The following is an 18,310-nucleotide window of genomic DNA, read 5'->3' as shown; positions in this document are numbered from 1 at the left end:
GACCTCCCCGCGCCCCACCCGAAGGCCCGCCCGTGCCGGCCCGGTCACGCCGGATCGACGTCCGGTCCGGTCACGTCCGGGTCCGGATCGGCGGGCCGTCCCCCCAGCGCGTGGAACCCAGGGGTCCCGGCCACGAGGAGCGTCCCGTCCCACAACCGCCCGGCGTCCTCGCCCTTCGGTACGCGGGAGATGACGGGCCCGTGGAAGGCCAGCGGCGGACCGGAGGGCTCCGAGGGCTCCCCGACGGCCACCACCGGTGTCCCGGGCCGGGGGCCGAGCAGGCCCAGGGCCTCCTCGTGCGAGGCCCGTAGCTCCTCGTCGTAGACGGTCGATCCGCCTGCCGCCGCCAGCTCCGGCGGCAGGCCCGCATGGGCCAGGGCGAGGGCCGGGTCGTTGATCCACTTCCTGGCGGTGCTGCCGTGCTCCCCGGGGGGACCGAGGTGGGACCAGAGGGAGGCGTGGAAGCGGCCCAGGGCTTCCTGCCCGTGGTGGCGACGGACGGCGGTGCCGATCCGCACCGGGATCATCAGGTACCCGTCGGGGTCGCCCTCGGGGTCGTCCTCCCGGCCCTCGTTGAGGAGGGTGAGGCTCATCAGGTGCCAGCGCAGTTCCAGCGGCCGGACCCGGGCGACCTGCCGCAGCCACCGGGCGGTCAGCCAGGTGTACGGGCAGGCGGGGTCGAACCAGACGTCCACGGTGCGGGGTCGGGGGCGGGGGCCGCCCAGGGCTACTGCCGGCACGGTGCGGTGCTCCTTCTCTGTGGGGACCCGGAGGCCGGTGAGCGGGCGGGTGCGTCGGACGGCGTGTCACACCGAGGCGTTGCGCATGCCGCGGATGCCCGCGACGACCCCGAGCACCGCGACGGCCGACGCTGCGAGGAGCCCGTACAGCACGTTCGCCTCGGCGAACCGGCCGTCGAACAGCGCGCGTTCGGCCTCGACGACGTACGTGGCCGGGTTGATCCGGCTCAGCACGTAGAGCCAGGTGGGCGCCGAGGCCTGGGTGATCGGCAGCAGGACGCCGGAGAGCAGCAGCAGCGGGAAGAAGATCATCTGCTGCACGCCGTAGAACAGGGTCTGCTGCTTGCGGGAGTGGAGCGCCAGGGTGAAGGAGAGGGCGCCGATCCCCACCCCGAAGACGGTGAGCAGGGCCAGACCCGCGAGCGCGCCGAGCGGGTGGAGCCGGAAGTCGGTCGGCAGCAGCAGGACCAGGATCAGCAGGGCCTGCGCCAGCAGGATCACGACCTCCTTCAGCGCCCGCCCGACGAGCATCGACGCCCGGTTGAGCGGGGTGACGAGCATGCGCTCGAACGCCCCCGAGGACATCTCGTTGAGCAGCGAGGCCCCGGCCCCGGCGGTGGCGGAGAGGGCCAGCAGGACGAGCATCCCCGGCACGAACCACTGCCAGGGGGAGCCCGTCCCCGTGCCCCCGCCCGCCGGGCCCGTGCCGGAGAGCAGCGGGGCGAAGAGGGCGAGGAAGAGGAAGGGGAGGAGCATCGTGAAGAGGAGCCCGGCCGGCTGGCGCAGCTCGGGCCCCAGCTCACGGGCGAACGCGGTGCGGGTGTCGTCGAGCACCTTCATGGTCAGGCTCCGTCCTGCGTGGTCGTCGGGGCGGTGGCGTCGGCGCTCTCCCGCAGGGTGCGCCCGGTGAGGCTCAGGAAGACGTCGTCGAGGGTGGGGCGGACGAGCCGGGCGGTCAGCGCCCGCACCCCGGCCACCTCCAGGTTCCGCAGCAGCACGGGGAGTTGTGTGTCTCCGTGGGGGGTGCGGATCCGCACCTCCGTGCCGTCGGCGGTGACTTCGTGGACGGTGGGCAGGCCGCGGGCCAGCTCGACGGCCCGTTCGGCGTCGGCGCGGTCGGCGGTCCCCAGGGTGATGCGGTCGCCCGCGAGGTCGGCCTTGAGCTTCTCCGGGGAGTCGTCGGCGATCACCCGGCCGTGGTCGACCACCATCACCCTGCGGGCCCACAGGTCGGCCTCCTCCAGGTAGTGGGTGGTGAAGACGACCGTGGTGCCGAGTTCCTTGTGCAGCCGCAGCACGTGGTCCCAGATGTTGGCGCGGCTGTGCGGGTCGAGTCCGGTCGTCGGCTCGTCGAGGAAGAGCAGGGCCGGCTCGTGGACCAGGGCCATCGCGATGTCCAGGCGGCGGCGCTGGCCTCCCGAGAGGGTGCCGACCGTCCGCTTGGCCAAGCCGTCCAGTTCGAGCGCGGTGACCAGCCGTTCGGCCCGGGAGCGGGACTCCGCGCGGCTCAGGCCGTACGCGCGGCCCTGGGTGACCAGCTCGTCGCTGACCCGGAAGTTGCTGCCGGCGCTGTTGCCCTGGCCGAGGTAGCCGATGCGGTGGCGGACCCCGGCCGGGTCGGTCCTCACGTCGTGGCCCGCGACGACGGCGGTGCCGGAGGTCGGGGGCAGCAGGGTGGTCAGCATGCGCAGGCTGGTGGTCTTCCCGGCGCCGTTCGGCCCGAGGAAAGCGACGACGGAACCGGCTTCGATGTCGAGGTTCAGGCCGCGCACGGCCTCGACGGTCTCTCCTTTGGTGCGGAAGCTGCGGGTGAGCCCGCGTGTGTGGATCATGGGTTCTCCCGTACGGAGTTCGGTGGGCGGATCAGGGGAGGGCGCGGCCCGCGCCCGCTCCGGCCGGCTCGGTACCGGGGCAGGCTGAGGGAAAGCCAGATGCCCTGGGCTCTTGACTTCTTCGAGCTTAGAAGCGTTAATGACGTCTTTGTCAGCCTGGTTGACGGTCTCGATCTGGTCTTCGAACCACCGCCCGTACAGCTGTCCGTGCTGCCCGCGCGCGGCGTTCGCCCGGTCCCGGTCGCCGCCTCCTTGACGAAGGAGAGACACCCCCGGGCGGTCTCCTCGCCCCGTCGAACCGCTTCGTCCGGGGAGCCCGTCGACGCCCGTACCAGCGTGACTCCACCGTCCCGCCAGCGAGCGCACCCAGGCTGGGGGCAGACAAGGCGTTCGGCCACGGACCGGACGTGAAGGCGGGGGCGAGGAGCCCCGGGCGCCCGGACCTGTTTCGCCGCGCCCCTCGGCCGCTCGCCGGGCAGCTGACCGGCGGCTCCCCCTCCGTGCCCCGGTGCCCCCGGCCCCGCCTAGCCGTCGTCGAGCCCCTGACCAGCGTGCGCACGGAAGCTGACCGCGCTCAGGACCAGCCGACCCACAACCGCGTTGGACGGAGGACCATGCCAGACCCCCGAACCACCCACCACACCGAGCACACGGTCACGGTGGCCGCACCCGCCGGCCGTGTCCACGACCTGATCGTCGATGTCGGCCGCTGGCCGGAGACCTTCCCGCCCACGGTGCACGTCGAGTACGTCGAACGCGGCGCGACGGAGGAGGTGATCCGGATCTGGGCCACAGCCAACGGTGAGGTCAAGAGCTGGACCTCGCGCCGCCGACTGGACCACGACCGCCTACGCGTCACCTTCCGCCAGGAGGTCTCCCAGCACCCGGTGGCAGCCATGGGCGGGGAGTGGATCGTCGAGGCGCTCGACGACACCCGGACCCGGGTCCGCCTGCTCCACGACTTCCGGGCCGTCGGCGACGACCCCGGCCACGTCGAGTGGATCGAGCGGGCGATCGACCGCAACAGCGGCGCCGAACTCGACGCGCTGCGCGCCGCGGCCGAACGGGCCGAGGATCCCGGAGGGCTGACCCTGACCTTCGAGGACACCGTCGAGGTCCCCGGCGGCCTCAAGGAGGTCTACGCGTTCGTCGACGAGGCGGACCGCTGGCCCGAACGGCTGCCGCACGTGGCCGGAACCGTGCTGGAGGAGGACGTCCCCGGTGTGCAGACCCTGGAGATGGAGACCCTGGCGCCGGACGGCTCGACACACACCACCCGTTCCGTCCGGATCTGCTTCCCCGACGAGCGGATCGTCTACAAGCAACTGCGCACCCCCGCGCTGATGACCGCCCACACAGGACGCTGGCTCTTCGAGGAGGACGCCGACGGGGCCCGGGTCACCTCCGTCCACACCGTCGTCCTCAACGAGGAGGCCGTCCCGGCCGTCCTCGGGCCGGACGCCACCGTGGCCGATGCCCGCGCCTTCGTACGGAACGCCCTCAGCCGCAACAGCACCACCACCATGGAACACGCGGTCGCCCACGCCCGAAAGGCCCGCTCCCACTGAGGTCCGCGACTTCAGGGGCACGCGAGCCCGCGAGACCGAACGGGAGGGCCGGGGAATCCCCGGCCCTCCCGTTCCGTCGGTCCTGCCGGTCGCCCGGAAGCCGGCCGGGCCCCGCCCGTGTCAGTCCTTCGGGCCGCCCAGGGCCGCTTCGGACAGCCAGTCCACCGCGTCGGGATACGTGAACGGGTGCATGAACGCACCCGCCCTGACGTCCCGGGAGAGCCGCGCCAGTGGGTGCGACCCGGAGTAGGAGGCGCCGCCTGTCACCGTCACGCAGTCCGCGACGATCTCCGGCGCCAGCCGGTTGACCATCAGTTTGGCCCGCTGGAAGTCGAACATCATCCGCCGTCCGCGTTCCAGCGGATCACCGTCGAACCCGTAGGCCAGATGGTCGGCCGCCACCAGGGTGCCCGCCACCGTGGTCCGCAGCGCGTGCAGCCGGGCCTCGATCTCGGTGAGCAGCGTGCGGACGCCCGCCCCCGGCGCCCCGCTCCGGCGGGTCAGCTCCGCCACCACGTGGTCCCGGGCGGCCTGGGCCACGCCCACGTAGATCCCCAGCATGGTGATCGAACTGACGGTCTGCCCGGCCAGGGCCGCGTCGTCGCGCTCCCCGACCGGACCGCGCAGGAACACGTCCTCCTGCCGGACCGGGCAGTCCTCCAGGAGGACGTCCACACTGCCGGAGGCCCGCATGCCGAGCCCGTCCCAGTTGTCCAGGACGCTGAGCCCCGGCGTCCGCCGGGACAGGACGGCGGCGGCCGAGCAGGTCACACCTGCCACCTCCACCTGTGCCGACACCACGAAGTCGGTGGCGATCGGCGCCATGCTGGCCAGTGTCTTGCGGCCCGACAGGAGCCAGCCGCCGTCCGGCGCCGGGTGCAGCCGGGTGACCACCCGCCCGCCGCCCGAGTCCTTCACCGTCGTGCACACCACCGCCTCGCCCGAGCCCATGCCACGCAGGAGCCGCCCGGCCAGGGCCCGTGCCCGCCGGTCCCCGTGCCGCCACTCGTGGGTGAGCGTCAGGCCCCGGCTGAGCTGCATGTGCAGGGCGAGCGCGGTCGACGCGTCCGCCTCGGCCACGGTCGTCAGGGCGAGACAGACGTCGTGCAACGAGGAGACGCCGAGCCCTCCCAGCTCCTGCGGCACGGTGGCCCCGAGCACGCCGCTGCTCCTGAGCCCCTCGAACACCCCGGCCGGGAAGGCGCCCTCCCGGTCAGCCTGCCGGGCGCCCTCCCGCATCCGTGGAAGGTGCTCGTTCAGCAGCGCGAGCAACTCCCGGCCCGAGGCGGTCCCCGGGTCGCGCAGATCCGTCGTGGTCGCCTGGTCCCTGTCGTACGCCGCCATCGCGTCCCCGCTTCCTTCAGTCGGCTCCCGTCGCCCGGTGCGGCCGGGAGGACCCGATGATGTCCGTGGCGGTTCGACGACCGTTGGAAGGCCGCTGCCTCCCCGGTCCACCGCCGGTCACGCGCCCGTCTCGCGGAGGTAGCGGTCGAGGGCGAGCCGGTGGTAGCCCGGCCCGAACACCGAACCGGCCGGCTCCGGTACGAGGGCGCGGAGCCTGGCCACCGAAGGACAGTGCGAGAACGCACTCTCGCCCCCGCCCATCACCTCCTCCTCGGCATCGAGCCCCAGTCGCTGCTTGATGTGCGCGACGAGGTCCAGGACGTCCACGCAGTCGCCGGAGGCCACGTTCACCGTCTCGTCGCGCACCCCCGAGGCCAGCAGGCGGTCGACCAGCCCGACGAAGTCAGCGACGTGCAGCAGATCGCGCCGCGCCCCCGGATGAACCCGGACCCGCCCCGCGCGCACCTGCGACACCAGGGCGGGCACCAGTCGGAAGTCCGGTCCGTGCGGCCCCAGTACGTAGGAGAGGCGCAGTACGAGATGGGCCACGCCGGACTCCCGGACGGTCGACTCCAGGGCGAACTTGTGGCGGCCGTAGCGGGTCGTCGGGACGATCGGGTCGTCCTCGCGTCCCCGGCAGCGGGGGCCGCCATACATGCTGGCCGTGGAGAAGAAGACCAGCAGCTCGCCCCGGCTCCGGCAGCGCGCGATCGTCTCCCGTACGAGTTCCGCCTCCCGCTCGTGCTCGGAATCCGGCAGGTGCTGTCGCGGAACGCCTGCCGCCAGCACCGTCACCCCGGGGTGCGCCTCTCGCAGCGGCCACAGGTGCCGGGCGATGAATCCCTTGCCGATGATGTCCATGACCGCGTCACCCTAGGGGGCCGCCGGCGCGCTCTCCTCGTGCCCGGCTCGACGCCGTCTCCGGCCGGTGACAGGGGAATTCGAGAGGGGGTCGAGGAGGCCTGCCTAGCGTTCCGGCCCATGGTGGCGAGCATGACCGACAGCACACTGGGACGCGTCCTGCTGACTTTGCGCGGCGTCCAGTGGATCCTGGGCACGAAGGGAGACCCGTACGCACTGCTGCTGCGCGCGGCCGGGGACGACCGGGCCGAGCTCGGTCGGCGTGTCCGAGAGCGGGGGCCTCTGTACTGGAGCAGCGCCGAGGCCTGGGTGACGGCCGACCACACCGTGGTCGCCGCGGCGCTGGCCGACGCACGTCTCACCCCCCGGCCACCCGGCACCGGCGCCCCGCCAGGGGTCCCGGACGGGGAACCGGCTCCGTGGGACGTACCGGCCCTGGGGGAGGCTCTTCCGCTGGCCGGACTCCCGGCGGCGCTCGACCGGGAGGAGTACGAACGGCTCCGGGCCGTGTCGGCCCCTGTGCTCGGCGGGCCCGCGCTGCGCCGCCGGCTCGGGCCGGCCGTCCGGGCGTACCGGCACCGGGCGTCGGCGGTGGGGGAGTGTTTCGACCTGATGGACGACGTGGTGCGGCCCGCCACGGTGGACGCCTCACGCGTCCTCCTCGGCGTGCCGGAGGACCGGGCCGAGCGCTTCGCGGAACTCTGCGGGGACCTCGCCGGCGTGTTCGACGCCACGCTCTGCCCCCCGCGCCTGGACACGGCCCGCCGGTACCGCGCCGCCCTCCCGGAACTCCTGTCCCTCCTCGCCGAGTCCGCGGGAGCGAAGGAACCGAGGCGGACGCGAGGCACGGAGGCCACGCAGGCAACGCGGGAGACACGCGAGAAGCCTGGGACACCGGGATCACCGGGCCCTCTGGGGATCCTGGGCGCTCCCGAGGACGTCCTGACCCTGTCCGCCCTGCTGGCCCTCGTCGGTGCCGACGCCGCCGCCACGCTCACCGGTAACGCCGTCGCTCTCCTCCTGGACCACCCCGATCAGTGGCGGGCCCTGTGCGAGGACCCCGGCCTCGCGCCCGCAGCCGTCGCCGAGACCTTGCGCCATTCACCCCCCGTCCGCCTGCACCGGCTGTACGCGCGCCAGGACCTGGACCTCGCGGGGACCAGGGTGCCGCGGGGCGAGGAGGTCGTCCTGCTGACCGAGGCGGCCGGGCACGACCCGCGCCGCCACGAGGACCCGGACCGGTTCGACGTCCACCGGCCCGCCCACGACCGGCACGCCCTCCCGGAAGACGGCCACGCCGGCGCCCTCGTCGGCCCCGCCGTGCGCTTGGCGGCCGAGGCCGCGCTGCGTGCGCTCGCCGCCGAGATACCCGGCCTGACCAGGAACGGCGAGGTGCTGCGCCGCCTCCGCTCCCCGCTCACCGGTGGCTTGTTCCGCTTCCCCGCCGCTCGCCAAGGAAACGTCCGGCGGTAGTTCCCGCCCCGGACCTTATGAACCCGAGGAAGGCCCCATGTGCCGTGTCTGCAAAGGACCCGTCCGTCCGTTCTTCGACTTCGGGCGCCAGCCGCTCTCCGACGCGTTCCTCGACCCCGACCGCGTCGACGACGAGTTCTTCTACCGCCTCGCCGTGGGCAGTTGCGAGTCCTGCGGCATGACCCAGCTCCTGGACGAGGTCGCCCGGGACCGGATGTTCCACGAGGCCTACCCGTACCACTCGTCGGGCTCGGTCCACATGCGACGCCACTTCGAGCAGACCGCGAGCCGGATCTCCCGTGAGCACCTGCGCGGCCCCGACCCGTTCGTGGTGGAGATCGGCTGCAACGACGGCGTGATGCTGCGGGCCCTGGCCAAGGAGGGCGTCCGGCACCTGGGCGTCGAGCCCTCCGGCGGGGTCGCCGAACTCGCCCGCCTGCAGGGGGTGCGGGTCCTCACCGAGTTCTTCGAGGAGGCGACCGCGGCCCGGATCGTGGCCGGGAACGGCCCGGCCGACCTGGTCTATTCGGCCAACACCATCTGCCACATCCCCTACCTGGACTCCGTCTTCCGGGGCCTCGACACCCTGCTCGCACCAGACGGCGCCTTCGTCTTCGAGGATCCCTACCTGGGCGACATCCTGGAGCGGACGTCCTTCGACCAGATCTACGACGAGCACTTCTACTTCTTCACCGTTCGCTCCGTCAGCACGGCCGCCGCCCGCTTCGGCTTCGAGGTCGTCGACGTCGAACGGCTGCCGGTGCACGGCGGGGAACTCCGCTACACCCTCAAGCGGACGGGTCGGGCGGTGCCGAGCCCGGCCGTGGCCGCGCTGCTCGCCGAGGAGGACCGCAAGGGGGTCGGCACTCCCGAGTCCTTCGCGCACTTCGCCGCCGGGGTCGAACGGATCCGCACCGAACTGACGACTCTTCTGCGGGAGTTGCGAGCCGGCGGCAAACGGATCGTCGGCTACGGCGCCACGGCGAAGAGCGCCACCGTGACGAACTTCTGCGGGATCGGCCCCGAGTCGATCGACTGGGTGTGCGACGTGACCCCGGCCAAGCACGGGAAGCTCATGCCCGGCTCCCACATCCCGGTCCGCCCCACCGAGGCGCTCACCCACCCCTACCCCGACTACGCGGTGCTGTTCGCCTGGAACCACGCCGAGGAGATCATGGCGAAGGAGCGGCTGTTCCGGGAGTCCGGGGGGCGCTGGATCGTGTACGTGCCCGAGGTCCGCGTCCTCTGACCGCCGCCGGCCACGCCGGCCCCACCCCAAGCAACCGAGGACGGTGTCATGCAGTCGCGACAGCTCGCCGTGGACGGAGCGTTCGAGTTCCGGCCCAAGGTCTTCACCGACGAACGGGGCCTCTTCGTCTCCCCGTTCCAGGAGACGGCCGCCCGACAGGCCCTGGGACACCCGCTGTTCCCCGTGGCCCAGACCAACCACAGTCTCTCCCGCCGCGGCACGATCCGCGGCGCCCACTACACCCTCACGCCGCCGGGCATCGCCAAGTACGTCTACTGCGCGCGCGGCAGGGCCCTGGACATCGTCATCGACGTCCGGCTCGGCTCGCCCACCTACGGCCGGTCCGAGACCGTCCTGCTCGACCAGGAGGACTTCCGCGCCGTCTACTTCCCGGTCGGCGTGGCGCACGCCTTCGTCGCCCTGGAGGACCGGACAGTCATGTCGTACATGCTCTCCGGGGAGTACGTCCCCGAGAACGAGCTGGCCCTCTCGGTCTTCGACCCGGTCCTCGAACTGTCCCTGCCGTCGGACCTCGAACCGGTCATGTCGGAACGGGACCTGGCCGCACCGACCCTGGAGACAGCGGAGAAGTCCGGCACCCTGCCGGAGTACCGGCGTTGTCTGGAGCTCGAACGGTCGCTGTGCGGCGGCCCGGCCCGGTGACCGCCGGCCGGGAACCCGCCGTCGCCGTGTTCGGCGCGACGGGCTGCGTGGGCCGCGCCGTCACGGCCGCGTTCGTCCGGGCCGGCCGGCCGGTCGTCGGAGTGGCCCGCCATGGTCCCCCGCCCCCGGGCGGCGATCGTTTCCTCGCCCTCGACGCGGCGGCCGTCGACCCCGGTGAACTCGCCGGTCTGCTCACGGCGGCCGGGGTGGACACCGTGGTCAACGCGACCGGCGGCTGGGTCACCGGTGAGGCCGAGAACGAGCGCGTCCACCTGCACCTGGTGGAGAACCTGCTCGCCGCACTCGCCCGGACGCCCGGCAGGACCAGGCTGGTGCAGATCGGGTCCGTCCACGAGTACGGCCCGCTCCCCGCGGGCACGGCCGCGTCGGAGACCTACGGGCCCCGGCCCGTGACGGCCTACGCGCGCAGCAAACTCGCCGGGGCCGACGCCGTGCTCCGCGCCACCCGCGAGGGTCTCGTCGACGGGGTGGTGTTGCGGGTCGTCAACCTCTGCGGCCCGGAGGCGGCGGATGCCGGCTTCCTCGGCGCCGTCGTGCGGCAGCTCCGGGACGCCACCCCGGAGCGGCCGGCCGAGCTGACCGTCGCCGAGGCCCACCGGGACTACCTGGACGTACGGGACCTGGCCGAGGCCGTCCTCGCCGCCACGACCGCTCCGGTGACCGGGCAGGTGATCAATGTGGGCCGGGGCGAGGCCGTACCGGTAGCGCACCTGGTGGACCTGCTCGTCGCCGCGGCCGGGCGGCCCCCGGGCGCCGTCCGGCTCAGGTCCGCGCCCGTCGACTCGCGGGGCGGCGACTGGACCCAGGTCGACGTCGGCCGGGCGATCCGGTCGCTGGGCTGGCGGCCGGCGGTCGAACTGCCCGAATCGATCGAGGACATGTGGGACGCGTCCCGCGAAGGCCACCCGGTGGAGCACTCATGACCGAATTCCTCACACGCGCGGCGCCCACTCCGTTGCGGGTCGCCGCGTCGGCGTACGCCCGCGACGGCGGACACACCCCGCACACCGCGTTCCATGAGTGGTACGCCGGGGCCGCCGCCCGCACCTTCACCCAGGTGGAACGGGTCCCGCTCGACGCCCTCGCCGGCTGGGAGACCGACCCGGGGACCGGCAATCTGCGCCACCACACCGGCGGGTTCTTCACGGTGGAGGGCCTGGAGGTACGGATGCCGGCCGGGCCCGTCCCGGCCTGGAGCCAGCCCATCATCAACCAGCCCGAGGTGGGCGTCCTCGGCATCCTGGTCAAGGAGTTCGACGGGATCCTGCACTGTCTGATGCAGTCCAAGGTCGAGCCCGGCAACGTCGGCGGCGTCCAGATCTCACCGACCGTCCAGGCGACCCGCAGCAACTACACGGGCGTCCACGGCGGCCGTCCCGTCCCGTACCTGGACCGGTTCCGCGATCCCGGCTCCCGGGGCACCCTCGTCGATGTACGGCAGTCGGAGCAGGGCTCCGCGTTCCACCACAAACGCAACCGGAACATGGTCGTCGAGGCCGAAGGGGAGGTGGAGGTGCACGAGGGCTTCCACTGGCTGACCCTGGGGCAGCTCCACCGGCTCCTCGCCGAGGACGACGTCCTCAACATGGACGCCCGTACCGTCCTGTCCTGCTTGCCCTTCGCGCATGCGGATCTCGCCCGCGAACTCGGCCCGCCCTCCGACCCGTTCCAGGCGGCCCTCATCCGCTCCTGCGACCCGTCCGCCGGGGCCCGGCACCCGCTGGGCGCCGTCCTCAGCTGGATCACCGAGGCCCGCACCCGCACCGAGGTCCAGGCCCGGCGCGTCCCGCTCGCCGGGCTGCCCGGCTGGCACCGGACCCCCGAGCGGATCTCCCACGAGTCCGGGGCCTTCTTCGACGTCATCGGTGTCCGTGTGGAGGCGGGCGGCCGGGAGGTCGCCCGGTGGTCCCAGCCCATGATCGAACCGCACGGCACCGGCGTCGTCGCCTTCCTCACCCGGTCCATCGACGGAGTGCTGCACGTCCTCATGAACGCCCGCGTCGAGGCGGGCTACATGGACGTGGCGGAACTGGCCCCCACGGTCCAGTGCACCCCCGCCTCCTACGCGCACCTGCCGAGGAGCGCACGGCCGCGCTACCTGGACGCTGTGGAGAAAGCGGACCCCGCGCGGGTCCGCTTCCGGTCCCTGCTCTCCGAGGAGGGCGGACGCTTCCACCACGCGCGCAACCGCTACCTGATCATCGACACCGACCTCGACGTCCCCGCCGACGATCCCGACTACCGGTGGATGACCGTCCACCAGCTCGTCGAACTGCTGCGGCACAGCCACTACCTCAACATCCAGGCCCGCAGCCTGGTGGCCTGCTTGCAGAGCCTGTTGACGCCGGGCGGACCGGCACCGACCACGGAGAGGAAGGCCCGGGTATGAACGCGGAGAACGTACGGCCCGTCACCAGCTGCCGGGTGTGCGGCGCGGCGGACTGGCAGGACGTGGTCTCCTTCGGCGATGTGCCGCTGGCCAACGCCTTCCTGGCACCCGCCGACTCCTACGAGGACGAGGCCGCCTACCCGCTGGGGGTTATCTCCTGCCGCTCCTGCCGGCTGATGAGCGTCACCCACGTGGTCGATCCCGAGGTGATGTACCGGACGTACAGCTACGTCACCTCCGACTCGGAGACCATCACCCGCCACATGGAGTTCGTCGCACGCACCTGCCGGGAACGCGCCGCGCTCGGCGCCGGGGACCTGGTGGTGGAGCTGGGCAGCAACACCGGCCAGCAGCTCGCCGCCTTCGCCCGCGACGGCGCCCGGGTGCTCGGCGTGGACCCCGCCCGCAACCTGGCTGCCGTCGCCAGCGAGAACGGCGTTCGTACCCTGCCGGAGTTCTTCACCGAGACCACCGCCGGGGAGGTCCACCGCTCCCAGGGACCCGCGCGGCTCATCCTCGGTCGCCACGTCTTCGCCCACATCGACGACCTCGCCGGGGTGCTCGCGGGAGTGCGCTCGCTGCTCGCCCCTGACGGCGTCTTCGCCATCGAGGTCCCCTACGCGGTGGACCTGCTGGAGAAGTACGCCTTCGACACCATCTACCACGAGCACCTCTCGTACTTCCTGCTCAGCACCCTCGACACCCTCTTCACCCGGCACGGACTGAGTCTCTTCGACGTGGAACGGCTCCCGGTGCACGGCGGCTCTCTCCTGGTGCTCGCCGGCCGTCCCGAGGCCCGGCGGTCCGTCACCGGCGCCGTCGGCGAACTGATCGCGGCGGAGGACCGGGCCGGACTCCACGGCGACGCCGCCTACCGGGAGTTCGCCCGGGGGGTCCGGTCCGTCCGCGAGGAACTGCCCGTCCTTGTCCGCTCCCTGCTCGCAGAGGGCAAGCGGGTCGCGGGCTACGGCGCGTCCGCCAAGGGCACCACGATCCTCAACATCTGCGGCCTCGGCGCCGACGAGGTGGCCTACTGCACCGACACCACCACGCTCAAACAGGACAAGGTGCTGCCCGGCACCCACATCCCGGTCCGCAGCCCCGGCCACGCCAGGCACGACCCGCCCGACGTCTACCTCATGCTGGCCTGGAACTACGCCGACGAGATCCTGCGCAAGGAGGCGGAGTTCCTGCGGGCCGGAGGCCGGTTCATCCTGCCCTTCCCCGAGCCCGCCGTCGTGTCCGCCGACACCGTCCGCTGACCGGTACCCCTCCGAGGCACGCGAGAGGCCCGGGGGAACGTCACCCGACGTTCCCCCGGGCCTCTCGCCGTCCGCCTCAGGGCCGGTCGTCGCGGGTCACGTACCGCTCGCGCACGCGCCACCGGCCGTCCTCGACGGTCAGGACGTCGTCGCACACGCACATCAGGAGCAGCCGCGGCGCCTCGTCCCGCCGGGTCGCGACGACCTGCACGTACGAACGCACCCGCACCGAACCGTCCGGCTCCGGATTCTCCGTCGCGGCCGTGGTCAGCAGATGCCTGCGCACCTCGCCGTCGGCGGCGAGCGCCGCGTGCGCCGACCGGACACCCGCCGCCAGGGCGGCGCGCCCCCGGACGGGTTCAGGCGCCGACGGCGGCGCGAAGACGCCGTCCTCGGTGAAGGTGGCGGCCCAGGCCTCGGCGTCGCCCGAGTCCAGCAGGTGCATCTGCCGGGCGTAGAACCGCTGGATGTCGGCGCACAGCGACGCGTACGCCGGGCTGATGGTCTCGCTCACGGAGCTCCCTCCTCGCCCGCCGGGTCGCGGGCCGCTTGCCGCCGATGCTCGCGTGGCCCCATGGAACCGGACTCGTACGCGAGCGGGCCCGGGACTCCAGCCCGCCTCCACCGCGCCTCCGGTCCCGGCCGGAAGCATGCCGACCTCGAACCGGCCCCGACCATGGAGGTGCGCCGTGAGGCTCATCGACCTGTCCTCGGCGGTGGACGCGGCGCTCTGGGAACCCGACCCCGTGGAGCACCACGTCCTCACGCCCCGCGAGGGCGCCCTGCACATGAGCGAGGAGATGCGCGCCCACTTCGGCATCTCCTTCGCCCCCGAGGAGCTGCCCGACGGCGAGTTCCTCTCCCTGGACCGCCTCACCCTCACCACCCACACGGGCACCCATGTGGACGCGCCCTCCCACTACGGCTCACGCGCGGGCTACGGCGACGGCGTACCCCGCCACATCGACCGGATGCCGCTGGACTGGTTCCTGCGCCCCGGCATGGTGCTGGACCTCACCGACGCGCCCACCGGCGTCATCGGCGCGGAGCGGCTGGAGAAGGAGTTCGCCCGTGCCGGGCACACCCCGGAACCGATGGACATCGTCCTGCTGCACACCGGGGCCCAGCGTCACCGGGGGACCGAGCGGTACTTCACCGAGTTCGCCGGCCTCGACGGGCCCGCCGTCCATGTGCTCCTCGACCTCGGCGTCCGGGTCATCGGCACCGACGCGTTCAGCCTCGACGCCCCGTTCGGCGACATCATCGCCCGCTACCGGGCCACCGGCGACCGTGACGTGCTGTGGCCCGCGCACATGATCGGCAGGGACCGCGAGTACTGCCAGATCGAACGCCTCGCCAACCTGGAGGCGCTGCCGCCGTACGGCTTCCAGGTGTCCTGCTTCCCCGTCAAGATCGCCGGCGCGGGCGCGGGCTGGACCCGCGCGGTCGCCCTCGTCCAGGACTGAAACCGGACGGCCTTCCCGCTACCCGCGCCCGGACCCGGGCCCCTACCCGAAGGAGGCCGATGTTCGGCCACGATCTGGCGGACGTCTACGAGTTGGTCTATCGCGCGCGAGGCAAGGACTGGGCGGCCGAGGCCGCCGAGACCACTCGCCTCATCAGGAACCAGCTGCCCGCCGCGGAGTCCCTGCTCGACGTGGCGTGCGGCACCGGCGCCCATCTGGAGGCCTTCGACGGCCTCTTCACCCACACCGAGGGCCTCGAACTGTCCCAGGCCATGCTGGAACGCGCGGCAGACCGGCTGCCCGGAGTGCCGCTGCACCAGGGAGACATGCGCGCCTTCGACCTGGAACGCACCTTCGACGCGGTGGTCTGCCTGTTCACCGCCATCGGTTATCTGCGGAGCGTCCCCGATCTGAGGTCTGCCGTCGCCGCCATGGCCCGCCATCTGAGGCCCGGTGGGGTGCTGGTCGTCGAGCCCTGGTGGTTCCCCGAGCGGTTCCTCGACGGGTACGTGGCCGGTGACCTGGCGAGTGACGAGCACCGGACCGTCGCCCGGATCTCGCACTCCACCCGGGAGGGCCGGACCACCCGGATGGAGGTCCGGTTCGTCATCGGCGAGGCCGGCGGGATCAGGGAGTTCACCGAGGTCGACCTCCTCACCCTGTTCACCCTGGACGAGTACCTGGCCGCCTTCGCCGACGCCGGATGTCCCGCCGAGTACATCCTGCCCGACTGGACGGCACGGGGGCTCTTCGTCGCGCGCCGCCCCCGGGACGGCCGGTGAGCACACCGTCCCGAAGGGATCAGCCGGCGACCGGGTGCTCGCCGGCGATGGCCATGACGTACCGGCCGTAGTCCGAGTTCCCGAGCCTCGCGCCGAGCCGGTGGCACTCCTCGGGGCCGATGAACCCCCGCCGGAGCGCCACCTCCTCGACGCAGGCGATCCGTACCCCCTGCCGCTCCTCCAGCGTCCGTACGTACTGGGACGCCTGGAGGAGCGACTCGGGCGTCCCGGTGTCGAGCCACGCGAAGCCCCGGCCCAGCTCCCGCAGCCGGGCCCGCCCGTGCTCCATGTACATCCGGTTGAGATCGGTGATCTCCAGCTCGCCGCGCGCCGACGGGCGCAGAGCGGCGGCCCGTGCGACCACGTCGTTGTCGTAGAAGTAGAGACCGGTGATCGCCCGGTTCGAGCGGGGCTTGTCCGGCTTCTCCTCGATCGACACGAGCCTTCCGTTCCCATCGGTCTCACCGACCCCGTAACGCTCCGGATCGTGTACCTCGTAACCGAAGAGAAGGCATCCTTCGAATTTCTCCCGCTCCTGTCTGAGTACCTCGGAGAAGGAGTGGCCATGGAAAATGTTGTCGCCGAGCACCAGGGCTACGGAATCGTCCCCTATGTGCTCCGCACCGATGACGAATGCCTCCGCTATCCCGTTCGGATCCGGCTGCTCCGCGTACTCGACACAGAGCCCCAGATGGCTTCCGTCGCCGAGCAGCCGCCGGAAAAGTGGCAGGTCATGAGGGGTGGAGATGATGAGGATGTCCCGGATGTCCGCAAGCATCAGCACGGAGAGCGGATAGTAGATCATCGGTTTGTCGCCGACCGGCAGAAGTTGTTTCGAAACGGCCAGCGTAATCGGATACAAACGGCTTCCCGTACCTCCGGCCAGAATGATTCCTTTCATGGAGGCGATGCTATCCGCGGTTTATCGGGGGCCACAAGGACAAGGATCCGGGATCGAGGTGCAATCGAGCCGTACACGAGTCGGGTCCGCTGAGATCGGGGCTCATCCGAGCGGAAATGGAGAATGCCTGTGACCATTCGTGTATGGGGATATCTGGACGAGTACGCGGCAGAGCGTGAGGAGATTCTTGACGCGGTGGACACCGTCTTCGGCTCCGGTCGGCTGGTCCTCGCCGACAGCGTCCGGTCGTTCGAGGAGGAGTTCGCCGCCCGGCACGGGGCCCGGCACTGCGTCGGCGTCGACAACGGCACCAACGCGGTCAAGCTCGGCCTGGAGGCCCTCGGCGTGGGCCCCGGGGACGAGGTGATCACCGTCTCGAACACCGCTGCTCCCACCGTCGTCGCCATCGTCGGCGCAGGCGCGACCCCGGTCTTCGTCGACGTGCGTGAGGACTACCTCATGGACGTCTCCCAGGTCGAGGCGGCCCTCACCCCGCGCACCCGCTGCCTGCTCCCGGTCCATCTCTACGGCCAGAGCGTCGACATGGCCCCCCTGGAGGAGCTGGCCGCGCGCCACGGGCTGTCCGTCCTGGAGGACTGCGCTCAGGCCCACGGCGCCCGCCACCACGGCCGCCCCGCCGGGACCATGGGCACGGCCGCCGCCTTCTCCTTCTACCCGACGAAGGTCCTCGGCGCGTACGGCGACGGTGGCGCGGTCCTCACCTCCGACGAGGAGACCGACCGCAGGCTCCGCCGGCTGCGCTACTACGGCATGGAGGAGCGGTACTACGTCACCGGGCTGCCCGCCCACAACAGCCGCCTCGACGAGGTGCAGGCCGAGATCCTCCGCCGTAAACTCCGGCGGCTCGACCGCTACGTGGCGGCCCGTCAGGAGATCGCCCGGCGGTACGCCGACGGACTGGGCGACACCGGACTCGTCCTCCCCGAGACCGTCCCGGGCAACGAGCACGTGTACTACGTGTACGTGGTGCGGCACCCTCGCCGCGACGAGATCATCGCCGCGCTCAAGGCACGGGACATCGAACTGAACATCAGCTACCCCTGGCCGATCCACACCATGGCCGGCTTCGCGCACCTCGGCCACGGGGAAGGCTCGCTGCCCGTCACCGAACGCCTGGCCAGTGAGATCTTCTCGCTGCCGATGTACCCCTCGCTGGCCCCGGAGACGCAGGACAGGGTCGTCGAAGCCCTCCGGGAGGTCCTCAAGACCCTGTCCTGAACGGGTCCGCCTCGCGGCGACCCCTCACCACGCGGGACGGCGGCTCAGGCCTCGCGCGCCTCGGCCGCCGTCACCGAGAGGCGGGCGGTGAACAGGCCGTTCTCGCTCCGGCTCAGTGCCCGCAGGGCGGCGGCGTGGGGACCGAAGCCCGGCTGCCGCACCGCCCGCCGGAACGAGGCCTGGTCGGTCCACACCGCAAGGTTCACGTAGCCGGCCGGATCGTTCACCTCCCGCAGCAGGCTGTGCCGGACGAACCCCGGCTGCCGGGCCATGAACGCCGAGGTCCGGGCGAAGGCCTCCTCGAACTCCTCGGGAACCCCGTACACGGTGAACCGGTTGACGAAGGTCACCTCGGGATCCGGCCCGGCGTGACCGTCCCCGGTGACCCCGTCGGGCTCCCGCTGCTCGCCGCTCCGCATGGACAAGGCCACCCCTCCGCTCGTCGTATCCGTCCGCCATCTACGGACGCGTGCACGGGAGCCTGGCAGCGACCCGTGGAGAACATCTCGACTCCGGCTGA

At 72.2% G+C, this 18,310-nt stretch carries 18 protein-coding genes; 10 read left to right on the top strand and 8 right to left on the bottom strand.

From position 1 onward, the window contains the following. Window positions 1–44 precede the first annotated feature (44 nt). The 3 genes from ACFYQ6_RS14775 to ACFYQ6_RS14765 form a co-directional block, all read right to left on the bottom strand. On the bottom strand, window positions 45–740 hold the full coding sequence (locus ACFYQ6_RS14775) for a DsbA family protein (RefSeq protein ID WP_361576332.1): 696 nt from the start codon (window positions 738–740) through the stop codon (window positions 45–47). Between the two features lie 66 nt (window positions 741–806). Then, complete coding sequence (locus ACFYQ6_RS14770; RefSeq protein WP_361576335.1) at window positions 807–1,580, bottom strand: ABC transporter permease; 774 nt, start codon at window positions 1,578–1,580, stop codon at window positions 807–809. A 2-nt stretch (window positions 1,581–1,582) separates the two neighbouring features. Beyond that, the gene (locus tag ACFYQ6_RS14765) at window positions 1,583–2,572 is read right to left on the bottom strand and encodes an ATP-binding cassette domain-containing protein (RefSeq protein WP_361576338.1); all 990 of its coding nucleotides are present in this window, start codon (window positions 2,570–2,572) and stop codon (window positions 1,583–1,585) included. Window positions 2,573–3,186: 614 nt separating this feature from the next. On the opposite strand from ACFYQ6_RS14765, the gene ACFYQ6_RS14760 reads away from it, so the two are divergent. Continuing rightward, the gene (locus tag ACFYQ6_RS14760) at window positions 3,187–4,140 is read left to right on the top strand and encodes an aromatase/cyclase (RefSeq protein WP_388763173.1); all 954 of its coding nucleotides are present in this window, start codon (window positions 3,187–3,189) and stop codon (window positions 4,138–4,140) included. A 120-nt stretch (window positions 4,141–4,260) separates the two neighbouring features. Here ACFYQ6_RS14760 and ACFYQ6_RS14755 read toward each other — a convergent pair whose 3' ends face one another. Then, window positions 4,261–5,484, bottom strand: coding sequence for an acyl-CoA dehydrogenase family protein (locus tag ACFYQ6_RS14755; protein ID WP_361576344.1), 1,224 nt, complete (start codon window positions 5,482–5,484; stop codon window positions 4,261–4,263). Window positions 5,485–5,601: 117 nt separating this feature from the next. Continuing rightward, window positions 5,602–6,345 (bottom strand): NAD-dependent epimerase/dehydratase family protein, encoded by a 744-nt coding sequence (locus ACFYQ6_RS14750; protein WP_361576347.1) that lies wholly within the window; start codon window positions 6,343–6,345, stop codon window positions 5,602–5,604. Window positions 6,346–6,477: 132 nt separating this feature from the next. Here ACFYQ6_RS14750 and ACFYQ6_RS14745 point away from each other — a divergent pair, with 132 nt between their 5' ends. From ACFYQ6_RS14745 to ACFYQ6_RS14720, 6 genes are read left to right on the top strand one after another with little or no spacing between them, the layout of a single operon-like run. Continuing rightward, complete coding sequence (locus ACFYQ6_RS14745; protein WP_361576350.1) at window positions 6,478–7,818, top strand: P450-derived glycosyltransferase activator; 1,341 nt, start codon at window positions 6,478–6,480, stop codon at window positions 7,816–7,818. Between the two features lie 37 nt (window positions 7,819–7,855). Then, a complete protein-coding gene (locus ACFYQ6_RS14740) occupies window positions 7,856–9,067 on the top strand; it encodes a class I SAM-dependent methyltransferase (protein ID WP_361576353.1) in 1,212 nt (403 codons plus the stop codon). A 48-nt stretch (window positions 9,068–9,115) separates the two neighbouring features. Continuing rightward, a complete protein-coding gene (locus tag ACFYQ6_RS14735) occupies window positions 9,116–9,730 on the top strand; it encodes a dTDP-4-dehydrorhamnose 3,5-epimerase family protein (protein ID WP_361576356.1) in 615 nt (204 codons plus the stop codon). Then, window positions 9,685–10,674, top strand: coding sequence for an NAD(P)-dependent oxidoreductase (locus tag ACFYQ6_RS14730; RefSeq protein ID WP_361576359.1), 990 nt, complete (start codon window positions 9,685–9,687; stop codon window positions 10,672–10,674). Before ACFYQ6_RS14735 ends, ACFYQ6_RS14730 begins: the two co-directional genes overlap by 46 nt. Further along, window positions 10,671–12,140, top strand: coding sequence for an NDP-hexose 2,3-dehydratase family protein (locus ACFYQ6_RS14725; RefSeq protein ID WP_361576362.1), 1,470 nt, complete (start codon window positions 10,671–10,673; stop codon window positions 12,138–12,140). Before ACFYQ6_RS14730 ends, ACFYQ6_RS14725 begins: the two co-directional genes overlap by 4 nt. Further along, on the top strand, window positions 12,137–13,402 hold the full coding sequence (locus ACFYQ6_RS14720; RefSeq protein ID WP_361576365.1) for a class I SAM-dependent methyltransferase: 1,266 nt from the start codon (window positions 12,137–12,139) through the stop codon (window positions 13,400–13,402). Before ACFYQ6_RS14725 ends, ACFYQ6_RS14720 begins: the two co-directional genes overlap by 4 nt. Before the next feature lie 76 nt (window positions 13,403–13,478). On the opposite strand, the gene ACFYQ6_RS14715 is transcribed toward ACFYQ6_RS14720, so the two are convergent. Beyond that, on the bottom strand, window positions 13,479–13,916 hold the full coding sequence (locus ACFYQ6_RS14715; RefSeq protein WP_361576368.1) for a nuclear transport factor 2 family protein: 438 nt from the start codon (window positions 13,914–13,916) through the stop codon (window positions 13,479–13,481). A gap of 175 nt (window positions 13,917–14,091) precedes the next feature. Here ACFYQ6_RS14715 and ACFYQ6_RS14710 point away from each other — a divergent pair, with 175 nt between their 5' ends. After that, window positions 14,092–14,868, top strand: coding sequence for a cyclase family protein (locus ACFYQ6_RS14710; protein ID WP_388763169.1), 777 nt, complete (start codon window positions 14,092–14,094; stop codon window positions 14,866–14,868). 59 nt (window positions 14,869–14,927) lie between these two features. Further along, window positions 14,928–15,650 carry a class I SAM-dependent methyltransferase gene (locus ACFYQ6_RS14705; RefSeq protein WP_361576374.1) on the top strand — a complete coding sequence of 241 codons (723 nt, stop codon included), beginning with the start codon at window positions 14,928–14,930 and terminating at the stop codon, window positions 15,648–15,650. A 19-nt stretch (window positions 15,651–15,669) separates the two neighbouring features. On the opposite strand, the gene rfbA is transcribed toward ACFYQ6_RS14705, so the two are convergent. Then, window positions 15,670–16,551, bottom strand: coding sequence for a glucose-1-phosphate thymidylyltransferase RfbA (rfbA, locus tag ACFYQ6_RS14700; protein ID WP_361576377.1), 882 nt, complete (start codon window positions 16,549–16,551; stop codon window positions 15,670–15,672). Window positions 16,552–16,680: 129 nt separating this feature from the next. Between rfbA and ACFYQ6_RS14695 the strand changes: the two genes are divergently transcribed. Continuing rightward, window positions 16,681–17,790 (top strand): DegT/DnrJ/EryC1/StrS family aminotransferase, encoded by a 1,110-nt coding sequence (locus tag ACFYQ6_RS14695; protein WP_361576380.1) that lies wholly within the window; start codon window positions 16,681–16,683, stop codon window positions 17,788–17,790. A gap of 44 nt (window positions 17,791–17,834) precedes the next feature. Here the strand turns inward: ACFYQ6_RS14695 and ACFYQ6_RS14690 are convergent, their stop codons facing one another. After that, window positions 17,835–18,209: an antibiotic biosynthesis monooxygenase family protein gene (locus ACFYQ6_RS14690; RefSeq protein WP_361576487.1), complete on the bottom strand. Its 375-nt coding sequence runs from the start codon at window positions 18,207–18,209 to the stop codon at window positions 17,835–17,837. Window positions 18,210–18,310: the final 101 nt, after the last annotated feature.

It is taken from the genome of Streptomyces sp. NPDC005494, assembly GCF_042872025.1.
Lineage (GTDB): Bacteria > Actinomycetota > Actinomycetes > Streptomycetales > Streptomycetaceae > Streptomyces.
This window is presented reverse-complemented; position numbering and strand designations above follow the sequence as displayed.